Here is an 18,614-nt window from a genome sequence, read left to right on the forward strand (position 1 = left end):
CTAGATTGCCGGGCCCAGCAGGTCGTCGGCATCCTTGATGATGTAGCCGTAGCCCTGTTCGGCCAGGAAGCGCTGCCGGTGCGCGGCGTACTCGGCGTCGAGGCTGTCGCGGGCGACCACGCTGTAGAACACCGCGCCGCCGCCGTCTGCCTTGGGCCGCAGCAACCGGCCCAGCCGTTGCGCTTCCTCTTGGCGGGACCCGAAGGTGCCCGAAACCTGCACTGCCACCGAGGCTTCCGGTAGATCGATGGAGAAGTTCGCCACCTTCGACACCACCAGTGTGCGGATCTCACCACGCCGGAACTGATCGTAGAGTTCTTCGCGCTCAGCGGTTTTCGTCGAACCCTGGATGATCGGCGCATTCAGCTCGGCGCCGAGTTCGTCGAGCTGATCGAGATAGGCACCGATCACCAGTGTGGGCTCATTGGGGTGGCGTTCCAGGATCGACTTCACCACCGCGATCTTGGAATGCGCTGTGGAGCACAGCTTGTAGCGTTCCTCAGGCTCGGCGGTGGCATAGATCATCCGCTCGTTCTCGGTGAGCGTGACGCGGACCTCGATGCATTCGGCCGGGGCAATCCAGCCTTGGGCCTCGATATCTTTCCACGGGGCGTCATAGCGTTTGGGCCCGATCAGCGAGAACACGTCACCTTCACGCCCGTCCTCGCGGATCAGGGTGGCGGTCAGACCGAGACGCCGACGTGACTGCAGGTCAGCGGTCATGCGAAACACCGGCGCGGGCAGCAGGTGCACCTCGTCGTAGATGATCAGACCCCAGTCGCGGCTGTCGAAGAGCTCCAGATGTTTGTACTCGCCCTTGGTGCGGCGGGTGATCACTTGATACGTCGCGATGGTGACCGGTCGGATCTCTTTGCGCTCACCGGAGTACTCGCCGATCTCCTCTTCGGTCAGCGAGGTCCGTGCGATCAACTCCCGCTTCCACTGCCGGCCTGCGACGGTGTTGGTGACCAGAATCAGCGTGGTGGCTCCGGCCTTGGCCATCGCCGCGGCGCCGACCATGGTCTTGCCCGCCCCGCAGGGCAGCACCACAACGCCCGAGCCGCCGGCCCAGAATGAATCCGCCGCCATCTGCTGGTAGTCGCGCAGTTCCCAGTTGTCCTGTTGCAGGCTGATCGGGTGCGCCTCGCCGTTGACATAGCCGGCCAGGTCTTCAGCGGGCCAGCCGATCTTGAGCAGCATCTGCTTGATATGGCCGCGCTCGCTGGCGTGGACGATGACCGTGTCGTCGTCGATGCGGGCCCCCAGCATCGGGGCGATTTTCTTGTGCCGCAACACCTCGGCGAGGACGGCCCGGTCCAGACTGACCAGGATCAACCCGTGTACCGGGCTCTTGACCAGCTGCAGCCTGCCGTAGCGGCCCATGGTGTCGACGATGTCGACCAATAGCGGCTGCGGTACGGCGTAGCGGGAGAAGCTCACCAGCGCATCGACGACCTGTTCGGCGTCGTGACCGGCCGCGCGCGCGTTCCACAGGGCCAACGGGGTGATGCGGTAGGTGTGAATGTGCTCCGGGGCGCGCTCAAGTTCGGCGAACGGCGCGATGGCAGCACGCGCCTCCGCGGCCTGCTCGTGGTCGACCTCGAGCAGCACGGTCTTATCGGACTGGACAATCAAGGGTCCGTCAGTCATAAGTGTTCATTATCCTTCGTCGGCCGACATCTCTGGCGCCACTCCTCCTCATCGTTCTCGGGCCTTCGCCCGATTCCTCAGCGGGTCTCGTTCCTCGTCCCGCATCGTCATCGGGCGCCTCACTCTGCGTCGTCATCGGCGCGCACCACGGATGTCACGCGGTGGATGGCGAAATCTCGTACGCGGCCAGAGGCCGGATCGAAGGCCAGTAGTTGACCGCCCCTGACGTTGACGGGGGAGACCACGCGCTGGGTGGCTACTCCGGCGGCGTCGATATAACCGATTACCACCGAGGTCTGTTCCAACGCGGCCTGCTGCAGCAGGGTGACGGCCCGCGCCGGGTCCACCCGGCCTGTGCCGTTGGCGTTGAACGGCATGGCGACGACCTTGCGCAGCAGCGAGACGACAGCGGCCAAGGTGTCCCGATTCGGTGTGCTGGGCGCCGGGCGGTACACGCGGCGGTGCAGGGGCGTCGGCACCCGGGCGCCGCGAGCCTGGATATCGACGATCGCACCGGCGGAATCCTCCGCGGCCGGTGCGAAGCCCGCGCCACGCAGGGCGGTGAGCACATCGGCGATCGGCGCCTGGGAGACCGCCACGGTCGGTGCCAGCAGCCGAAGATCGAGCCGCTGCGTGGCGGGGGCGGCGATGGCCTGGGTCAGCAGCGCCGGATCTTCGCACCGCACAAATGATGTCGCCATCCCCACCCGCAACTGACCGTGCCTACGGGCGACATCGTCGATGAGATACGTCAGGCCCTGCGGTACCGGAGTCTTGGAGTGTTTGGTGAAGAAGGCGTGCAATGCCGTCGCGCTCCTGCCGCTATCGAGCGCACGCCGGATGGACTGTTCGCTTACCCGGTAAACCATTGCCGCGCCCGCTGATTCGACATCGGCGACATGTGCCAGCTCGTCGGCCAGGTCTCGCTCGAGGGGGCCGGGAACGACCACGGTCAGGTCGGCCTGGACCAGGAAGTGGTCGATGGGAGCGGGCAGCGCCTTGGCCATCGTGGTGACCGCGGCGTCGGCATCCTCGGTCAGCAGTGCGCGAGCCGGATTACTGATCGCCCCGCGGCCCACCACGCCCAGTGCGTGCGCCTCCTCCAGTAAGTGGGCAACGGGTTCGGGCTGCAGCCGCGCCGTCCACCTCGGGCGCCGCCAGATCATCGCCCGCGATGCCTCTGCCGCGTCAACGCCGACCCCGCGCGGCAGGTCGGTCAGAATGGTCAGCAACAGCCGGCGATCCAACGGTGCCGCCGTGGAATACAGCGAATCTGACAGTGCCGCATAGGGTTTACCGTCGGGCCCGCGGTGCCCGATCAGGCTCGGCCGCGCAGGCAGGTCCAGCCAGGTGCTCGCCAGCAGCTGCCAGCGATCCGCGGCGGAGGTGTCGGCGAACCGGTCGGCGGCAATGGTCGGCGCCCAGTACGGTCCCGGGCCGTCATCGGGTTCGGGATCGGGTACGCCGCTGGTGATCAACCCTGCCGCAGAGGCGATTTCGAGAACCAGGCCCAGGCGCTGTTCGGTGATTCCCGTCAGCTTGGTCAACCGCTTGACGTCGCGGACGCCGATCCCGCCGCTGCGTAACTCGGGAACCGGTGTGGTGCCGAGTGTTTCGAAGACGACGTCGAAATCACGCAACAGGTCGATGACCGCGCCGGCAGCGGCCGCATCGACGTCGGCGGCTTTGACGGCTTTTCCGCCTTTGGCAGCTCCGGTGGCTGGCTGGGGCGCGATCAGGAGGCTGGGACCGGGTTCCTCACCGCGCAGCACCTGGCCCACCTGGCGCGGCAAGATGACCGTGTCCTCGTCGACCTGGCGCAGCAGTCCGGCTGCCAGCAGCCGCGGCACCGGGCGATCAGCCGGGGTACCTGGCGCGGCGTCACGGGTGCGGCCGACGGGCGAGCCCTGTAGCAGTCGCTCCAGCAGCTCACGCTGTGGTTCATCGAGGTGGTCGAGCTGTTCGGAGATCTCGGCGGGCGTGCGGGCCGGATCCTCCAGGATCACCTGGCCGGGGTACCAGGGCAGCCCGCCGCTGGCCTCCGCAGCCACCCGCATCCTGGCCTCGCCCCACGCCAACGCCCGATCCCGCAGATCGTCCAGCGCGACCAGGACCGCGGATTCGGGTGCGCGCTCCCCGATCAGCTCGATCAGCTTGGTGACGGGCACCTCGGTGGTGTCGGCGTGCAGTACCAAGAGCGCATCGAGCACCGCCAACCTCAAGAAATCGAGCTCATCGGTGGCCGCCCTGACCGACTGGCGGGCCTGTGCGCGTGCTGCCAGCGCGGCGATACTGCCTGGCGGTGGCTGCGCGAGGTCAGGGCGCAGCTCGAGGAGGCGAATCAGCCGCTCGTCGGGCAGATCGGCCAGCCAGGCGCCCAGGGGGACGCCTGAGGTGTGTTCGGTCATTGCTGACCAGCGTAAAGCAGGTTCTCCTACGCGCCAGCGGGTCATAACCTGTCAGAATGTCTTCCGTGTCCGACAATGCTGACTCCAAACCGCACAAGACCAGGTACGTAGACAATGGTTGGCCCGGCGGCGGTGGTCCTGATGACCACCCCGTGAGCGAGCTTGCCGCCGATCGCACGGGTGCGCTGTCGCCGTTCGGTGACGTGACGTTCCCGCTGCCTGCCTCAGAACTGCCGTACGTGCACCCCGTCACGGTCGTCAACAGGTAGTAGTGGTCAGGGGCCGGGGTACGTCCCCGCTGTCGCACGTCGATGAGCGGGGCGCGGCCCATATGGTCGACGTCAGCGATAAAGACGTCACCAAACGCACCGCGATCGCGTCAGGCACGGTGCACACCAGTGCCGAAATCGTCGGCCTGATCTCCTCGGGCGGTCTGCCCAAGGGCGACGCGCTGGCCACTGCGCGGGTGGCAGGAATTCTCGCCGCCAAACGCACCAGTGATCTGATTCCGCTCTGCCATCACCTCGCGCTGACCGGTGTCGATATCGATTTCGAGATCGGCGCCGACGCCATCGGGATCACCGCAACCGTGCGCACGACGGACCGGACCGGGGTGGAGATGGAGGCGCTGACCGCCGTCAGTGTCGCTGGCCTGACGATCTACGACATGATCAAAGCTGTGGACGCCGGTGCCACCATCGACGACATCAGGTTGCTCAACAAAGTCGGCGGACGCAGCGGCACCTGGTCCCGATGACGCGGACCGGTCGGGTCATCATTGCTTCCACCCGCGCTGCCGTGGGCGTCTACGAGGACCGCTGCGGACCGATCATCGTCGAATGGCTTGTGCAACAGGGCTTTCTGGATTCGCTTCTGGTGGTGGTGTCCGACGGGGAGCCGGTCGGGCTGGCGCTGCGGACGGCGGTGACTGAGGCCGTCGACCTCGTCATCACCTCCGGCGGTACCGGTATCTCGCCCACCGATGCCACCCCGGAGCAGACCGCGGCAGTGTTGGACTACCAGATACCGGGTCTTGCCGATGCCATCCGCCGTTCGGGACTGCCCAAGGTGCCGACGTCGATACTGTCGCGGGGAATCGCCGGGGTGGCAGGCCGGACACTGATCGTGAACCTGCCCGGTTCGCCCGGCGGGGTGCGTGACGGTCTGGCCGTACTCGGCGATGTCGTGCACCACGCCATGGATCAGCTCGCGGGAAAGGACCACCACCGATGACGATCGTCCTGCGCGCGGCGCTGTCGGAGCACCCGATTCTGTTGAGCGACCACGAGGACCTGGTCGCCCACGAGGCCGCGGGCGCGGTGGTGGGCTTCGCCGGCGTGGTCCGCGACCATGACGGTGGACGCCAGGTGGTGCGGCTGGAGTATTCGGCGCACCCCCTGGCCGCCACGACCCTCGCCGAGATCGTCGCCGAGGTGGCGGCAGCAGCCACCGGAGTGCGGGCGATCGCGGCCAGCCACCGGATCGGGCCGCTGCAGATTGGCGATGCCGCTCTGGTGGCCGCTGTGGCGGCCGATCACCGGGGGGCCGCGTTCGAGACCTGCGCGCGGCTTGTAGACGCCGTGAAGGCGCGGCTACCGGTGTGGAAGCACCAGTTCTTTGTCGATGGCACCGACGAGTGGGTCAACTCGGCCTGACGCCGTGGTCCACTAACGCCGAAATCGGCGCCCACGTTGTGACGGTCGAGATTTCACCACGTGGACGCCGATCTGGACGTCGTGTTCTCTCAGGGAATCGGTGCAGGTGCCGGCGGCAGCAGTGGATCGGCCGGCGGCGGGGGCGCCAGCGGCGCATTCGGGTCGATCGGAGTGTTCGGGTCGATCGGACCCATCTGACCCGGATCCTGAGCATTCATCGGGCGCTGTGCCAGGGCGAGCAGCGCGTCGTTACCGCTGACTTCCTGAGTCTGCACCGCGTGCCACAGGTCCTTGAGGTAGGTCAGGTTCGGCCGGGAATCGGGATCGATCGGCGTCTCGGTGGTTCCCGGCGGGAGGTTCTCCGGGCTCGGCAGATGCGGAACGGCGGCGGGGACCGCAGGCACATCGCCGGTCGCCACCTGGTTGGCGGCGTCCAGCGCGGGACCGGGCAGCGCGACAGCGTTCAGCGGTGCCAGGGAATCCGGGGCGGGTGCCGGAGCCGGCGCGGGTGCGGGTGCGGGTGTCGGGAGCAGCGGATCATCCGACGGTGCGGGCAGCGGTGCCTGCGGTGCGGTGTGCAGCGCCCACTCCTGGGGCTGCGGTGCAGCGGCCGGATCGGCGAGGGTCCAGTCGGCGGCGTCGACAGCTACGGGCGCGTCGACCGGTGCCGGGACGTCCAACGGGGCTGGAGCCGGGGCTTCCAGCGAGGCGTCGACCGCGATCGGGGCATCTGGTGCGGGAGCGTCCGGTGCCGGTGCGTCGATCGGGGCAGGAGCCTCGAAAGCGACATCGACGAACGGCGGGGGTACGTCGACCGGTGGGGGCAGTTCTTCAGGCGCAGGCGGCAAGACCTCGGGGGCCGGCGGCAGCACATCGGCCGGCGGCGGCAGCGGGAGATCCTGAGGTGCGGGCGGCAGTTCTTCCGGGGCCGGCGGCAGCACATCGGCCGGCGGCAGGGGGAGGTCTTCTGGGGCCGGCGGCAGGACATCGGGCGCCGGGGGCAGTGGGGCGTCGAACGCTACGGCCTGGACGTTGATGCCCTGGTCGTCGATCGGCGCGTCCAGAGGCGCGGGCTCGTCGACGACGTTGCGTGGGGTGGCGCCGGAGAGGCCACGTCCGCAGACAGGCCATGCACCACGGCCCTGAGTCGCCAGCACGCGCTCGGCGACGGCGATCTGTTCTTCTTTACTGGCCATCTGGGCGGACGGGGCGTATTCGCCACCGCCGTGGCCCGACCAGGTGCCCTGCGAGAATTGCAAGCCGCCGTGGTAACCGTTTCCGGTGTTGATGGCCCAGTTGCCACCAGATTCACAACTGGCGACCTGGTCCCATTCCCCGTCAGTGGCGGCGCCGGCCTGACCGGCGAGCGCGAGACCGCTCCCACCGATGACTGCGCCGGTGAAGGCGATTTTGGCTACTTGCTTGGCCGAGGAAGTGGGCTTGCGATGCCGTCCACTGCTCATATGTTCGGTGATGTCCTCTCTGTATGCGCCTACGAGGTCAGCTGTCGGGTTCGGGCTGGAGAGGTTGCCCGGCCTGCGTCGTATCCAGGGGTTTTCCTTGGAAAACGACGTCGGCTTCACCCCAAGGAACCGTTAAGTTCCAGGTCGATCCGGTGGACCGTTGGGTCCCCCGCCTCCATCCGTGTTTTATGTCGGTCCCCTGCTCAATGGATGGAGCTAGGCGCTAAGAGTGAGGGGAGGGCCTGCCGCTGGGAATTGCTCGGTCGACTTGGGAGTTGACGGTAACGGCTGAAGACAGGGACGTCACCTTTTGCCCGACACGGCGATTCAGGCTCTGGCAAATCTTAATAGGACTCTAAAACGCCAAGCCGGGAGCACGTTTTCCCAGGAGTTCACGGCGCACCGCCAGCTGGTGGCCAGCTCGTTACCATTCCGTTATGTGACGCAAATCACGATCATCCCCCGGCGAATGGGGGTAACACGTCGAGCGTATGGCGGGTGGTGAGCAGAAGCTCATGGTCGCGAACGGCGAATTCGTCACAGAGATAAGAGCATCGGGCCAAAACGCGGGCCAGCTCGGCATTGCGTTGACCGAGTTCGTGCACCAGCGCGCCGACGCTCGTCGGGGCAGGCAGCGTCAGCACCTCATCCTCGGTTCCCGCGGCCGCCCGTGCCGCGGCGAAGTAGCGCACAGTCACCACGACGGCGGTGTCGGTCTGGACGTCGGTCACCTCAGCCGCCGATCGCACTCATCGGGCGGTCGGGCTGGACGAAGTCAGGATCGTTGATGCCGTGGCCGGCGGCCTTGCTCCACATCGCGGCGCGCCACGCCATTTCGAGCGCATCATCGTCGGCGCCGCCGCGAAGTAATCCACGCAGGTCGGTCTCACTTGTCGCGAACAGACAGTTGCGTACCTGACCGTCGGCGGTCAGGCGGGTCCGGTCGCAGGCGCCGCAGAACGCCTTGGAGACCGAGGCGATGACACCGACGGTGCCCGGTCCGCCGTCGACTAACCACAGCTGTGCCGGGGCCGAGCCACGGGGCCGGGGATCGGGCCGCAGGTCGAAATGCGCGCGCAGCGTCGCCAGCACGTCGTCTCCGGTCAGCGATTCGCCGCGGCGCCATTGATGGCCGGCATCCAGGGGCATCTGTTCGATGACGCGAAGGTGATAGCCCTCGTCCAGGCAGAACCGCAGCAGCGCCACCACGTCAGCTCGGCCCGTCACCGGATCGAGCACGGCGTTGACCTTCACCGGCCCGAGCCCCGCCTGCTTGGCACCGGCCAGGCCGACGATGACGTCATCGAGCCGATCGCGCCGCGTGATGGCCGCGAAGTGGGCGGCGTCCACGGTGTCCAGCGAGACGTTGACCCGGTTGAGGCCTGCGGTGGCCAGCGCCGTCGCCCGTCGCGCGAGGCCGAGGCCATTAGTCGTCATCGCGATCTCTGGCCGTGGCCGCAGGGCTGCCGCGGCCGAGATGATCTCTTCGAGGTTGCGGGCGAGCAGTGGTTCGCCGCCGGTGAATCGGATGTTGGTGATACCGAGCCGGGTGACAGCGATGTGTAGCAGTCGGCTCAGCTCGGCAGGTTGCAGCACCTGCTCTGTGGGCATCCAGTCCAGGCCCTCGGCGGGCATGCAGTAGGTGCAGCGCAGATTGCAGCGATCAGTCAGCGACACCCGCAGATCGGTGGCGACGCGGCCGAAGGTGTCGATCAGCGGCCCCTCGGAAGGCGGCGCAGTGACGGCAGCGGACACCGATCGGTGTACTGACGGCAGACCGAGCGCGGTCACTGTCATGCAGGCACGATCTCCTTCCCCAGTGGCACCAGCGACACCGGGATCATCTTCAGGTTCGCGATGGCGAGCGGAATACCGATGATCGTGACAGCCATCGCCACGGCGGTCACGACGTGGCCGATGGCCAGCCAGATACCGAACAGGATCACCCAGATGACATTGCCGACGAGCGCGGCTGGACGGGTACCCGGTTTGTCGACGATCGTGCGCCCGAACGGCCACAGTGCGTAGGCGGCGATCCGCAGCGCGGCGAAACCGAACGGAATGGTGATGATCAGGACGAAGCAGATCAGTGCGGCTAGCAGGTAGCCCAGGGCCAGCCAGAGTCCACCGAAGATCAACCAGATGACGTTCAGGACGAGTCGCATGCTTCCCTCCAGAGGTGCGACCAGCTTAGCGAGAGAAACGTGGATGCTGGTCGGGGCGCCATCCGAGTAGGATCAGCGTTCATCGCGTCCTGCGTAGGCGGGGCGCTGCTTAATGTTGCCATGTCATCAATCGCAGTTTTCCGTCAGACAAGCAGGTGAGAGACCAGTGCCGACCGGCAAGGTGAAGTGGTACGACGTCGAGAAGGGTTTCGGCTTCCTATCCCAAGAGGAAGGCGAGGACGTTTACGTCCGCTCGTCGGCGTTGCCCGCAGGCGTGGAAGGTCTCAAGGCCGGCCAGAAGGTGGAGTTCGGGGTGGCCGCAGGCCGCCGGGGTCCGCAGGCGCTGAGCCTGAAGCTGATTGATCCGCCGCCGACGCTGGCCCGCGCGCCCCGTCGTGAGCCTGCCGCTGCAGCGGAACACAAGCACACCCCCGATGAACTGCACGGCATGGTCGAGGACATGATCACGCTGCTCGAAGGCACGGTTCAGGTCGACCTCCGCAAGGGGAAGTATCCCGACCGCAAGGTCGCCCGTCGGGTGTCCGAAGTGGTCAAGGCCGTCGCACGCGAGCTCGACGCCTAGCTCCTGTCGTGGTGGCCAACGGTGTGCGGCGCACCGAGTTCTATCTGCGTTCCTATCCGATCGTCGACGGCATTGAAGAGCACGCTGCCGCGGTCGAAGCCGACGGCTGGGACGGGTTGCTGTTCACCGATACGCAGAACTTGAGCATGGATGTTTTCGCGGCGCTGTATCTCGCTGCAAGGGCCACGTCGCGTCTGATGCTCGGAACCGCGGTCACCAATCTGACCTCCCGGCATCCGGCCGTGGTGGCCTCTGCCTTTGCCACGCTTCATCACGTTTCCGGCGGCCGAGCCAGCTTGGGGATCGGCCGAGGCGATAGTGCTCTGGAGCTGATCGGTGTCACGCCGCCTTCGGCGTCGCAATTCGAAAAGCAGCTTGCGCATTTGCAGGACTACCTGCGCGGTGCGCCAGTGTCGTTGGACGGCTTCGAAAGTCGGATCACCTGGCTCCCCCTGGGCGACGAATCGAAGGTCCCGGTGGACGTCTTCTGCTCCGGTCCGCGGGTCACTGGAATCGGCGCCCGGCTCGGAGACCGTGTGACGCTCACTGTCGGCGCCGACCTCGAACGGCTGCGGCGGTCTGTGCACGCAGTACGGCAGGCACGGCAGGAGGCTGGGCTTGACCCCGAGAACTTCGACGTCGGCGCTTTCGTCGTCGTCGGGGCGGGGACTGATCGGGATTCGCTCGACGAACTGGTGCGAGGCAATGCGAGCGTATCGGCGCACTTTCAGCGCAACGTGGTGTCGTCGATGCCTGCGGTTGAGGCGGCCGCTGTCGAGGACGTGACGAACCGGTACGACTACTACCACCACGGATTGGAACATGCAGACCAGTCGGAATCGCTGACCTCGGACTTCTTGAGCCGGTTCTGCATCGTCGGTACGCCGGACGACGTCATCGAACGACTGCGCGGGTTGATCGACGTCGGGCTATCGCACGTGGTGATCGTCGGCGGGTCCCGCGATATCGACCCGGCGATCCGGGAACGCTCGGACCGGATCATCGCCCGGGAGGTCCTACCGGCTGTCAAATCTCATTCGGCCGTCACGAAGCGGTAAGCGCCCGCCCTCAGCCCCGCAGATACCCTCTAGCCATGGGTGCCTATGTCGCCGGTGGTGGCGAGTTCAACCGCGATACCAATTACATCCAGACCCGCATCACCGCCGACGGTCGAGACGGCTACCCGGTGGAGCCGGGCCGCTACCGGCTGATCGTCGCCCGCGCCTGTCCGTGGGCCAATCGGATGATCATCGTGCGACGGCTACTTGGGCTGGAAGATGTTCTCTCCATTGGCTTTTGCGGGCCCACCCACGATGAGCGAAGCTGGACGTTCGACCTCGATCCCGGCGGCATCGACCCGGTATTGAAAATCCCGCGGCTACAGGACGCGTACTTCGCCCGGTTCCCTGACTACCCGAAGGGCATCACGGTGCCCGCCATCGTCGAGGTGGCGACGGGTCAGGTGGTCACCAATGACTTCATGCAGATGACGCTGGACCTGTCCGGTGAATGGACGGCCTATCACCGCGACGGGGCGCCGCAGCTCTATCCCGAACCGCTGCGGGCCGAGATCGACGAGGTTGCCAAGCGGATCTACACCGAGATCAACAACGGTGTATACCGATGCGGGTTCGCGGGTTCGCAGGAGGCCTATGAGCACGCCTACGACCGGCTGTTCACGGCGCTGGACTGGGTCAGCGACCGGCTGTCGACCCAGCGCTACCTGGTCGGCGACACCATCACCGAGGCCGATGTCCGGCTGTTCACCACCCTGGCCCGCTTCGACCCCGTCTACCACGGGCATTTCAAATGCAACCGCACCAAACTCACCGAGATGCCGGTGCTGTGGGGTTACGCACGCGATCTGTTCCAGACGCCGGGGTTTGGCGACACGACCGACTTCGTGCAGATCAAAGCGCACTACTACATGGTGCATACCGACGTGAACCCGACCAGGATTGTGCCGAAGGGCCCCGAGCTGGCCAACTGGCTCACCCCGCATGGCCGGGAGTCCTTGGGCGGCAGGCCTTTTGGAGATGGCACCCCGCCGGGTCCTACTCCGCCGGGTGAGCAGGTGCCGCCCGGGCATGGGGCACTAATCTAGATCCCATGGCTCTCCTAGGTGCACACGTCGACTCCGAAGACCCACTGGCCGCCGCCGAGGCCAGCGGCGCGGAAGCCGTCCAATTCTTCATGGGCGACCCGCAGGGGTGGAAGAAACCACCGCCGCACCCGAAAGCCGATGAGCTGCGCGCGACCGATCTGACCATCTACATCCATGCGCCGTACCTGGTGAACCTGGCCAGCACGAACAACAAGATCCGGATCCCCAGCCGCAAGATCCTGGCGCAGCATGCCGACGCGGCGGCCGATATCGGGGCCAAGGGACTCATCGTGCACGGCGGGCACGTCACCGCCAAAGATGATCCCGCGGTCGGTGTGGAGAACTGGCGCAAGGCCTTCGAACGTCAAGAAGAGGCTGGCGGTTTTCCGCTACCGATCCTCATCGAGAACACCGCAGGCGGCGAAAATGCGATGGCCCGCAAGTTCGATCGCCTCGCCATGCTGTGGGATGCGGTCGGCCAGTACGAACCCGGTTTCGTGTTGGACACCTGCCACGCGTGGGCCGGTGGCGAAGAGCTCGCCGATATCGTCGATCGGGTGATGGCGATCACCGGACGGATCGATCTGGTGCATGCCAACAACTCCCGCGACGCCTTCGATTCAGGCGCCGATCGGCACGCCAACTTCGACTCGGGCACCTTCGATTCCGACCTGATCGCCAGTGTCTGCCGGGACGCGAAATCCGACGTCATCATCGAGACCCCGACCGACGGCCACGTCGCGGATCTGGAGTTCCTGCGCAAACAGCTGCGTTAGCGCGCCCTGGCGGGCTAGTTCCAGACCGTGCGCACCGACCATTCCGCGTGCGGCGCCTCAAAGAGTTCACCGTTCTGGTCGACAACCAGGGTCAGCAACTGCACCGTGAAACCCGTCATCCGTCCGCGGTGGGGGTCGACCGTCGGGATCGTCACGGCCAGCCGGGTATCCGGACGGAACGCGGTGACCGTCGTATCCTTCGGGTCCTCGTAGACCTGCATCAGCCGCCAGGGGGCAGCGCCGATGGCCTCAGGCACCGACAGTTGGACGGGATCGCGGTCGTTGACCACCAGTTGCCCCTGGGCCTGCGGTGTCTGACAGTCGTTGAGATTCAACACGTTGCAGTACAGAAACGGGCCGACGCGGGTGAGCTGGCCGCGGGTGTAGGCGCTGATCTCCATCTGCTGCGGCTGGTGGTCGCGCAGCATCAGCCACGCCACCACACCGCCACCGGTGGAGGCCAGGACGACCGCGACCGCCAGCACGACGGCGACAAGGCGACGATTCATTCTTGTTCCGCCATAACTGGCCGGTTGCCGCCGAGGCCGGGGATCAAAGAGTCGCCCCGGAAACTGACGATGGTTTGTGCCAGGCCGGGAATCAGCAGCGCGGTGATGGCGGTGAAGCCGATCCACAGCTCGGTGTAGACCAGCACCCCCAGCGCCCCGCCCATCACCCAGGCCAGCTGCAGGACCGATTCGGACCGCCCGAATGCCGATGCCCTGGACTCCTCGGGCAGATCGTCCTGCAGCGAGGCATCCAGCGACGCCTTGGCGATGGCCGAGGACCCCGATGTGACCAGGGCCGCGAACGCCGCCACGAACAGATTGCCGGTCAATGCGGTCAGCAGTGCTACCACCGCGACGGCAATCGTGCAGCGGACCACCAGTACCGATGGCCGACCCAGCCGCAGCCGCGCGGCGGTGAAGTTGCCTGCGAAATTGCCGATCCCGGCCGCCGCCCCGATCAACCCGAGGATGCCCAATTGCACCCAGCCGCTGGCGTCGTGCGCCTTGGCGACGAACGCCGGGTACAGAAACAGGAAACCGACCATGGCCTTGATGGTGCAGTTACCCCAGAGCGAGGTGATGATGTTGCGGCCCATCGGTTGTCGCAAGGTGTTGTGTGTCGGGCTGTTGTGGTCGTGGTAGCTCAGTGTGGTCGGCACCTCACCGGCGGTGACCTCCACCCAGGCGGGGATCTGCATGGCCAGCCAGGCCCCGACCAACGTCGCCGCAATCACCACGAACAGGGCGCCGGGCAGGTGAGCCGTCTTGGATAGTGAGTATTCGAAGCCGGCCGCGATACCGCCGCCGACGATGGTGCCGCCCAACAAGCCGAACACGGTCAGCCGCGAATTCACCCGCACGAGGTCGATGGTCGGGGGCATCACCCGCGGCGTGACCGCGCTGCGCAGCACCGAGAACGATTTGGACAACACCATCATGCCGAGCGCGCACGGGTAGAGCACCCAGGACGGGAAGCCGCCGGTGGCGCTGTCGTAGTTGGTGATCAGCACCAGGGCCAGGACGGTGCGCAGGAGGAATGACAGCGCCAGCGCCACCCGCCGACCGTGTTGAAGCTTGTCGAGCGCGGGACCGATCAGCGGGGCGATCACCGCGAACGGTGCGATGGTGATGAGCAGATACAGCGCGACCTTGCTCTTGCTCTCGCCCGAGGCCGCCGCGAAGAACAAGGTGTTCGCCAGTGCGACGGCCATCGCCGCGTCGACGGCGAAGTTGGCTATCACCGGCCAGGTCAGCGCTGTCAGACCGGATTTGTCGGCGCCGTCGGCGGTCGCCGCGCGGTGCACCAGCCCGTACATCTTCGAGCCCATTTCGCGACTGCGCTGCCGGGCGGCCCTGGTGACGGTGATTTTGTAGGCCGCCGCCGCGGCCTCAGCGGCGTCGTCGGACGGGTGGGCCCGGTGGTCGTGGTCTTCGTGCAGCGGCGGCAGATAACGGTTGGAGCTGGGGGTGGGTACCGATCGGCGCTGGCTGCGGTATCCCGGCTCGTCGCTGGGGTAATTCGCCATCCCGGGGTGCTCACCACCGGGGCGCTCATTCCGCCGCTCTGACACTCCGCCAATTGTTCCCTATCGGCTGCGCGCTGAGCGGGCAGGCGACCGGTGTGGCTGGCACGCGTCGTCTCAGGCAGTATGGAAGGCGATGGAAAGCATGACCGAATCCGCTGTTGCCACCGCCGAGGCGGTCTTCACCGATGCCGTGGACACCGCAAGGGCGGCAGTAAAAGAGTTCAGCGGTGACACCGTTGGCGACTACCTGGGGATGACGTTCGAGGACCCGACGGCGGCCACGCACCGGTTCCTGGCGAATCTTCCCGGGTATCAGGGCTGGCAGTGGGCGGTCGTCGTGGCCGCGTACCCCGGTGCCCAGCACGCCACGATCAGTGAGGTCGTGTTGGTGCCTGGCCCGACGGCGTTGCTGGCACCCCAGTGGGTCCCGTGGGAGGACCGGGTCAAACCCGGTGACCTCGGTCCCGGTGATCTGCTCGCGCCACCTGCTGACGATCCGCGACTGGTCCCCGGTTACACACTTTCCGGTGACCCCGAGATCGATGACGTCGCCCTCGAGCTCGGCCTCGGCAAGCGCCAGGTGATGAGCAGCTGGGGCCGTGACGATGCTGCCCAGCGCTGGCATGACGGGGATTTCGGACCTGAGTCGCCGATGGCCCGGTCCACCAAACGGGTCTGCCGCGACTGCGGGTTCTATCTGCCGCTGGCCGGTTCGCTCGGGGTGATGTTCGGCGTGTGCGGTAACGCGATGGCCGCCGACGGTCACGTCGTGGAATTCAGCTATGGATGCGGCGCGCATTCGGACACCCCAGTTCCGGCCGGGACCGGTTCGCCGCTCTATGAGCCTTTCGACGACGGTGTCCTTGACGTCGCGGTTATGGACTCAGCGGTTATGGACTCAGCGGTTATGGACTCAGCGGTTATGGACTCAGCGCAAGCCGAGTAACGAACTACTTGCGAGTTAGCCCGGTCTGCGCGCCCCGCGCGCCGCGTTGTGCCGCACTGCGTTGCCACAGGAAAATCGATGTGCCGAGCACGCCGACGGCCAGCCCTGCGATGCTGACCGGTCGCCAGCTCTCCAGTGCGGGCACGGTGAAGGCGACAATCGTGGCGATCAGCCAGGCCAGGGCGCCCGCTGCGATGACCGGCCACTGCTCCTGCAGGCGGGCAGGCAGTGGCGGCGGTTCGGGGGGCGAATTATCGGAAAACATTGCTATCCAAAGTAACCGATCAACCGGCAGCTGTCGTGTTCCTTGTCGTATTGTTTGCGGTGTGAAAGATATGGACATCCGGCTTGCCAGCGATTTGTCACTGGCGGTTGTCCGACTTGCCCGGCAGTTGCGGTTTCGTCGCCCAGAATCGCCTGTCTCGCTGTCACAATTGTCGGCATTGTCGACGTTGCACAAGGAAGGCGCGATGACCCCTGGTGCACTGGCCGTGCGGGAACGGGTCCGCCCGCCATCGATGACCCGGGTGGTTGCTGCGCTGGCCGATCGGGGCCTGGTCGCGCGCACCGCGCACCCGGTGGACGGCAGGCAGGTGCTGGTGTCGGTCTCGGATGCCGGTGTCGACCTGGTGGAGTCCGAACGTCGCGCCAGCCAGGAGTGGCTCCGTCGTCGACTGGCCGCGTTGAATCAGGACGAGCGTGCCACTCTGCTGCGGGCCGCGGATCTGATGTCCAGCCTTGTCGATGAAAGCGCGTGAGTGCCCCGCCCTTGAGTACGAACGTCATCGACGTAGAAGACCCCGCCGACTCTCGGCTGGACGATTTCCGCGATCTCAACAGCGTCGACCGGCGGCCCGATCTGCCCTCGGGTAAGGGGCTGGTGATAGCCGAGGGTGTCTTCGTTGTGCAGCGCATGGTCGCGTCGCGATTCGCCCCGCACGCCATGCTGGGCACCGACCGTCGGCTCACCGAACTCGGGGATGCCGTCGGCGACGTGCCCTACTACCGGGCCACCGCCGAGGTGATGGCGGAGGTCATCGGTTTCCACCTCAATCGCGGGGTGCTCGCGGCCGCCAGGCGGCCACCGGAGCTTTCCGTGGCCGAGGTGTGTGAGGGCGCGCAGACGGTCGCGGTACTCGAAGGCGTCAACGATCACGAGAATCTGGGTTCGATCTTCCGCAACGCCGCCGGCCTCGGGGTCGACGCCGTCATCTTCGGGTTGGGCTGTGCCGATCCGCTGTATCGTCGTGCGGTCCGGGTGTCGATGGGGCACGCTCTTTTGGTGCCGTTTGCCAAGGCGCAGAACTGGCCTGCGGACCTTTATCGGTTGCGGGACAACAATTTTCGGTTACTGGCCATGACACCGCAGGTCGGTGCTGAGCCATTGCCTTCGGTGCTGGCCGGCCTGGTCGACGAGCGTGTCGCGATCATGGTGGGCGCCGAAGGGCCGGGTCTGTCCGAGCAGGCGCTGCGGGCCAGTGACGCCAAAGTGCGGATCCCGATGGCGAGGGGCACTGATTCGCTCAATGTCGCAACGGCTGCCGCACTGGCATTCTACGAGCGCGTTAGGCTCGCGCCGTGACCGAAGAGTCGACTCCATGGGGCACCGGGCTGACCGTCGCGGCATTTGCCGCCCTGATCACCGGGGCCGCGATCGTGGTGCTCAGCATGGGGTTGAGCCGGGTGCATCCGCTGCTGGTGGTCGGCCTGAATCTGGTCGCCGTCGGCGGGTTGGCGCCGACGGTCTGGGGTTGGCGGCACCGGCCTGTCATCCGCTGGTTCGTACTGGGATCGGGGGTCGGCGTCACCGTCGGCTGGCTGGCGCTGATCGGCCTGGCCGCGTCCGGGGTGCTGTAACGCCACCCCATCGATTCAGAACTGAGCGCGAAGAATCAGCCCGTGGATCGCGCTGAGTTCTGCCTCGATGACCACGCGCGCCTGGTTCGCTTGATGATGTCCGGCCGCCGGTTCCCCGCGACGACCCGGATCGTCCGCCAGCCGACGTCATGGACGTACTCGGACCGCTCGATGTCATTGGTGTAGGAGTCGCGATCGAGGCGATGATGTTCACCGTCGTATTCGGCGGCGACCATCACTTCCTCCCACCCCATGTCCAAGTAGTAACGCGGGTAGCCGTCGGGGCCGAGTACCGGAATCTGGGTTCGTGGGCGCGGAAATCCAGCGTCGATGTACAGCAGTCGCAGCCAGGTTTCCTTCGGCGACTGCGCTCCTTCGTCCACAAGATCAAGCACACCGGGGACCCGGCAGATTCCACTGAGATTGGGGTGGCGCGGCAGTAGTTCCAACACGTCATCCACCTTGAAGCGGGCGGCATTGGCGAGCGCGTCGAGACGAGCCACCGCCTGCCCCACGCTCCCGCGCCGGGCCAGGTCGAACGCCGTGCGCTGCAGTGTCGTCACCGGCAATGACCGCAGGATTCGGACCTCGTCGTCGAGCAGGGTCTCGTCGCGGCAGACGATTCCCCTGGGCGCCTTGTTGTTCGAATAGTTGAGTTCGATCGGTGTCCGCTCGTCGACCCAGCGGGCTCCGTGCAGTGCAGCGGCCGCGGAACCGGTCAAGACCGCTCGACGTCGCGACCAGAGCGCGGCGGCTACCGCCCGGTCGCCGATCGTGAGCGTGAGGTCGCGGGGGGCGTACACATCGGGAAAGATGCGCTGAAAGTGGGCTCGGAGTTGGTATTTGGTCACCTGGCCCGCGGCGACAGCTTCAGTACCGATGAATACGCGTTGCACCAGCAAGAGCGTTGCCGATACGCCGGGTTCCGGTATTCACCGATCCACAGCCCACCGAATCAGACGTCAGCGCGAA

The 18,614-nt window shown here is 66.4% G+C and carries 22 protein-coding genes and 1 riboswitch; of the genes, 12 read left to right on the forward strand and 10 right to left on the reverse strand.

Features of this window, described 5'->3' with window-relative positions; translation table 11 throughout:
• Both ADBZ9O_RS07715 and ADBZ9O_RS07720 read right to left on the reverse strand, forming a co-directional pair.
• Nucleotides 1-1,650 carry a DNA repair helicase XPB gene (locus ADBZ9O_RS07715; RefSeq protein ID WP_526529938.1) on the reverse strand — a complete coding sequence of 550 codons (1,650 nt, stop codon included), beginning with the start codon at nucleotides 1,648-1,650 and terminating at the stop codon, nucleotides 1-3.
• 119 nt (nucleotides 1,651-1,769) lie between these two features.
• Nucleotides 1,770-4,058, reverse strand: a complete 2,289-nt coding sequence (locus ADBZ9O_RS07720) for a helicase-associated domain-containing protein (RefSeq protein ID WP_526529940.1) — start codon at nucleotides 4,056-4,058, stop codon at nucleotides 1,770-1,772.
• 56 nt (nucleotides 4,059-4,114) lie between these two features.
• On the opposite strand from ADBZ9O_RS07720, the gene ADBZ9O_RS07725 reads away from it, so the two are divergent.
• The 4 genes from ADBZ9O_RS07725 (at nucleotide 4,115) to ADBZ9O_RS07740 (ending at nucleotide 5,713) form a co-directional block, all read left to right on the forward strand.
• Nucleotides 4,115-4,327, forward strand: coding sequence for a hypothetical protein (locus ADBZ9O_RS07725; RefSeq protein ID WP_526529942.1), 213 nt, complete (start codon nucleotides 4,115-4,117; stop codon nucleotides 4,325-4,327).
• A gap of 62 nt (nucleotides 4,328-4,389) precedes the next feature.
• Complete coding sequence (moaC, locus tag ADBZ9O_RS07730; RefSeq protein ID WP_526529944.1) at nucleotides 4,390-4,815, forward strand: cyclic pyranopterin monophosphate synthase MoaC; 426 nt, start codon at nucleotides 4,390-4,392, stop codon at nucleotides 4,813-4,815.
• On the forward strand, nucleotides 4,812-5,291 hold the full coding sequence (locus tag ADBZ9O_RS07735) for a MogA/MoaB family molybdenum cofactor biosynthesis protein (protein ID WP_526529946.1): 480 nt from the start codon (nucleotides 4,812-4,814) through the stop codon (nucleotides 5,289-5,291). The genes moaC and ADBZ9O_RS07735 overlap by 4 nt, the downstream gene beginning before the upstream one ends.
• Nucleotides 5,288-5,713, forward strand: coding sequence for a molybdenum cofactor biosynthesis protein MoaE (locus ADBZ9O_RS07740; RefSeq protein WP_526529948.1), 426 nt, complete (start codon nucleotides 5,288-5,290; stop codon nucleotides 5,711-5,713). The genes ADBZ9O_RS07735 and ADBZ9O_RS07740 overlap by 4 nt, the downstream gene beginning before the upstream one ends.
• A gap of 89 nt (nucleotides 5,714-5,802) precedes the next feature.
• Here ADBZ9O_RS07740 and ADBZ9O_RS07745 read toward each other — a convergent pair whose 3' ends face one another.
• From ADBZ9O_RS07745 to ADBZ9O_RS07760, 4 genes are all read right to left on the reverse strand, one after another.
• Nucleotides 5,803-7,176 (reverse strand): transglycosylase family protein, encoded by a 1,374-nt coding sequence (locus tag ADBZ9O_RS07745; RefSeq protein ID WP_526529950.1) that lies wholly within the window; start codon nucleotides 7,174-7,176, stop codon nucleotides 5,803-5,805.
• A 10-nt stretch (nucleotides 7,177-7,186) separates the two neighbouring features.
• Nucleotides 7,187-7,409, reverse strand: a riboswitch (cyclic di-AMP (ydaO/yuaA leader).
• Between the two features lie 222 nt (nucleotides 7,410-7,631).
• The gene (locus tag ADBZ9O_RS07750; protein WP_526529952.1) at nucleotides 7,632-7,907 is read right to left on the reverse strand and encodes a MoaD/ThiS family protein; all 276 of its coding nucleotides are present in this window, start codon (nucleotides 7,905-7,907) and stop codon (nucleotides 7,632-7,634) included.
• Between the two features lies 1 nt (nucleotide 7,908).
• Nucleotides 7,909-8,973 (reverse strand): GTP 3',8-cyclase MoaA, encoded by a 1,065-nt coding sequence (moaA, locus tag ADBZ9O_RS07755; RefSeq protein WP_526529954.1) that lies wholly within the window; start codon nucleotides 8,971-8,973, stop codon nucleotides 7,909-7,911.
• Complete coding sequence (locus tag ADBZ9O_RS07760) at nucleotides 8,970-9,341, reverse strand: YccF domain-containing protein (RefSeq protein WP_526529956.1); 372 nt, start codon at nucleotides 9,339-9,341, stop codon at nucleotides 8,970-8,972. Before ADBZ9O_RS07760 ends, moaA begins: the two co-directional genes overlap by 4 nt.
• 166 nt (nucleotides 9,342-9,507) lie before the next feature.
• Here ADBZ9O_RS07760 and ADBZ9O_RS07765 point away from each other — a divergent pair, with 166 nt between their 5' ends.
• Genes ADBZ9O_RS07765 through ADBZ9O_RS07780 form a run of 4 tightly spaced genes read left to right on the forward strand, consistent with a single transcriptional unit; the run spans nucleotide 9,508 to nucleotide 12,804 of the window.
• The gene (locus ADBZ9O_RS07765; protein ID WP_526529958.1) at nucleotides 9,508-9,924 is read left to right on the forward strand and encodes a cold-shock protein; all 417 of its coding nucleotides are present in this window, start codon (nucleotides 9,508-9,510) and stop codon (nucleotides 9,922-9,924) included.
• Nucleotides 9,925-9,932: 8 nt separating this feature from the next.
• Entirely contained in the window at nucleotides 9,933-10,982 is a 1,050-nt protein-coding gene (locus ADBZ9O_RS07770; RefSeq protein WP_526529960.1) for an LLM class flavin-dependent oxidoreductase, read from the forward strand.
• 35 nt (nucleotides 10,983-11,017) lie between these two features.
• Nucleotides 11,018-12,028 carry a glutathione S-transferase family protein gene (locus tag ADBZ9O_RS07775; RefSeq protein ID WP_526529962.1) on the forward strand — a complete coding sequence of 337 codons (1,011 nt, stop codon included), beginning with the start codon at nucleotides 11,018-11,020 and terminating at the stop codon, nucleotides 12,026-12,028.
• A 5-nt stretch (nucleotides 12,029-12,033) separates the two neighbouring features.
• Nucleotides 12,034-12,804: a deoxyribonuclease IV gene (locus ADBZ9O_RS07780; RefSeq protein WP_526529964.1), complete on the forward strand. Its 771-nt coding sequence runs from the start codon at nucleotides 12,034-12,036 to the stop codon at nucleotides 12,802-12,804.
• Nucleotides 12,805-12,818: 14 nt separating this feature from the next.
• Here the strand turns inward: ADBZ9O_RS07780 and ADBZ9O_RS07785 are convergent, their stop codons facing one another.
• Both ADBZ9O_RS07785 and ADBZ9O_RS07790 read right to left on the reverse strand, forming a co-directional pair.
• Nucleotides 12,819-13,313, reverse strand: coding sequence for a DUF2771 family protein (locus tag ADBZ9O_RS07785; RefSeq protein ID WP_526529966.1), 495 nt, complete (start codon nucleotides 13,311-13,313; stop codon nucleotides 12,819-12,821).
• The gene (locus tag ADBZ9O_RS07790) at nucleotides 13,310-14,839 is read right to left on the reverse strand and encodes an MFS transporter (protein ID WP_526532941.1); all 1,530 of its coding nucleotides are present in this window, start codon (nucleotides 14,837-14,839) and stop codon (nucleotides 13,310-13,312) included. Before ADBZ9O_RS07790 ends, ADBZ9O_RS07785 begins: the two co-directional genes overlap by 4 nt.
• Before the next feature lie 133 nt (nucleotides 14,840-14,972).
• Here ADBZ9O_RS07790 and ADBZ9O_RS07795 point away from each other — a divergent pair, with 133 nt between their 5' ends.
• Complete coding sequence (locus ADBZ9O_RS07795; RefSeq protein ID WP_526529968.1) at nucleotides 14,973-15,785, forward strand: DUF3027 domain-containing protein; 813 nt, start codon at nucleotides 14,973-14,975, stop codon at nucleotides 15,783-15,785.
• Between the two features lie 4 nt (nucleotides 15,786-15,789).
• Here ADBZ9O_RS07795 and ADBZ9O_RS07800 read toward each other — a convergent pair whose 3' ends face one another.
• The gene (locus ADBZ9O_RS07800; protein ID WP_526529970.1) at nucleotides 15,790-16,050 is read right to left on the reverse strand and encodes a DUF2530 domain-containing protein; all 261 of its coding nucleotides are present in this window, start codon (nucleotides 16,048-16,050) and stop codon (nucleotides 15,790-15,792) included.
• 61 nt (nucleotides 16,051-16,111) lie between these two features.
• On the opposite strand from ADBZ9O_RS07800, the gene ADBZ9O_RS07805 reads away from it, so the two are divergent.
• From ADBZ9O_RS07805 to ADBZ9O_RS07815, 3 genes are read left to right on the forward strand one after another with little or no spacing between them, the layout of a single operon-like run.
• Nucleotides 16,112-16,543: an Rv0880 family HTH-type transcriptional regulator gene (locus tag ADBZ9O_RS07805; protein WP_526529972.1), complete on the forward strand. Its 432-nt coding sequence runs from the start codon at nucleotides 16,112-16,114 to the stop codon at nucleotides 16,541-16,543.
• 11 nt (nucleotides 16,544-16,554) lie between these two features.
• Nucleotides 16,555-17,367 (forward strand): TrmH family RNA methyltransferase, encoded by an 813-nt coding sequence (locus ADBZ9O_RS07810; protein ID WP_526532943.1) that lies wholly within the window; start codon nucleotides 16,555-16,557, stop codon nucleotides 17,365-17,367.
• A complete protein-coding gene (locus ADBZ9O_RS07815) occupies nucleotides 17,364-17,642 on the forward strand; it encodes a DUF2537 domain-containing protein (protein WP_526529974.1) in 279 nt (92 codons plus the stop codon). Before ADBZ9O_RS07810 ends, ADBZ9O_RS07815 begins: the two co-directional genes overlap by 4 nt.
• A gap of 35 nt (nucleotides 17,643-17,677) precedes the next feature.
• Here ADBZ9O_RS07815 and ADBZ9O_RS07820 read toward each other — a convergent pair whose 3' ends face one another.
• On the reverse strand, nucleotides 17,678-18,538 hold the full coding sequence (locus tag ADBZ9O_RS07820) for a hypothetical protein (protein ID WP_526529976.1): 861 nt from the start codon (nucleotides 18,536-18,538) through the stop codon (nucleotides 17,678-17,680).
• Nucleotides 18,539-18,614: the final 76 nt, after the last annotated feature.

Origin of the sequence: Mycobacterium sp., assembly GCF_965229105.1 — a bacterium.
Taxonomy (GTDB): Bacteria; Actinomycetota; Actinomycetes; order Mycobacteriales; family Mycobacteriaceae; genus Mycobacterium.

Excerpts from the sequence above, each read along its gene's own strand:
- ADBZ9O_RS07715 (WP_526529938.1), bottom strand. The coding sequence starts at position 1,650 with ATGACTGACGGACCCTTGATTGTCCAGTCCGATAAGACCGTGCTGCTC.
- ADBZ9O_RS07720 (WP_526529940.1), bottom strand. The coding sequence starts at position 4,058 with ATGACCGAACACACCTCAGGCGTCCCCCTGGGCGCCTGGCTGGCCGAT.
- ADBZ9O_RS07725 (WP_526529942.1), top strand. The coding sequence starts at position 4,115 with ATGTCTTCCGTGTCCGACAATGCTGACTCCAAACCGCACAAGACCAGG.
- moaC (WP_526529944.1), top strand. The coding sequence starts at position 4,390 with ATGGTCGACGTCAGCGATAAAGACGTCACCAAACGCACCGCGATCGCG.
- ADBZ9O_RS07735 (WP_526529946.1), top strand. The coding sequence starts at position 4,812 with ATGACGCGGACCGGTCGGGTCATCATTGCTTCCACCCGCGCTGCCGTG.
- ADBZ9O_RS07740 (WP_526529948.1), top strand. The coding sequence starts at position 5,288 with ATGACGATCGTCCTGCGCGCGGCGCTGTCGGAGCACCCGATTCTGTTG.
- ADBZ9O_RS07745 (WP_526529950.1), bottom strand. The coding sequence starts at position 7,176 with ATGAGCAGTGGACGGCATCGCAAGCCCACTTCCTCGGCCAAGCAAGTA.
- moaA (WP_526529954.1), bottom strand. The coding sequence starts at position 8,973 with ATGACAGTGACCGCGCTCGGTCTGCCGTCAGTACACCGATCGGTGTCC.
- ADBZ9O_RS07760 (WP_526529956.1), bottom strand. The coding sequence starts at position 9,341 with ATGCGACTCGTCCTGAACGTCATCTGGTTGATCTTCGGTGGACTCTGG.
- ADBZ9O_RS07775 (WP_526529962.1), top strand. The coding sequence starts at position 11,018 with ATGGGTGCCTATGTCGCCGGTGGTGGCGAGTTCAACCGCGATACCAAT.
- ADBZ9O_RS07780 (WP_526529964.1), top strand. The coding sequence starts at position 12,034 with ATGGCTCTCCTAGGTGCACACGTCGACTCCGAAGACCCACTGGCCGCC.
- ADBZ9O_RS07785 (WP_526529966.1), bottom strand. The coding sequence starts at position 13,313 with ATGAATCGTCGCCTTGTCGCCGTCGTGCTGGCGGTCGCGGTCGTCCTG.
- ADBZ9O_RS07790 (WP_526532941.1), bottom strand. The coding sequence starts at position 14,839 with ATGGCGAATTACCCCAGCGACGAGCCGGGATACCGCAGCCAGCGCCGA.
- ADBZ9O_RS07795 (WP_526529968.1), top strand. The coding sequence starts at position 14,973 with ATGGAAAGCATGACCGAATCCGCTGTTGCCACCGCCGAGGCGGTCTTC.
- ADBZ9O_RS07800 (WP_526529970.1), bottom strand. The coding sequence starts at position 16,050 with ATGTTTTCCGATAATTCGCCCCCCGAACCGCCGCCACTGCCTGCCCGC.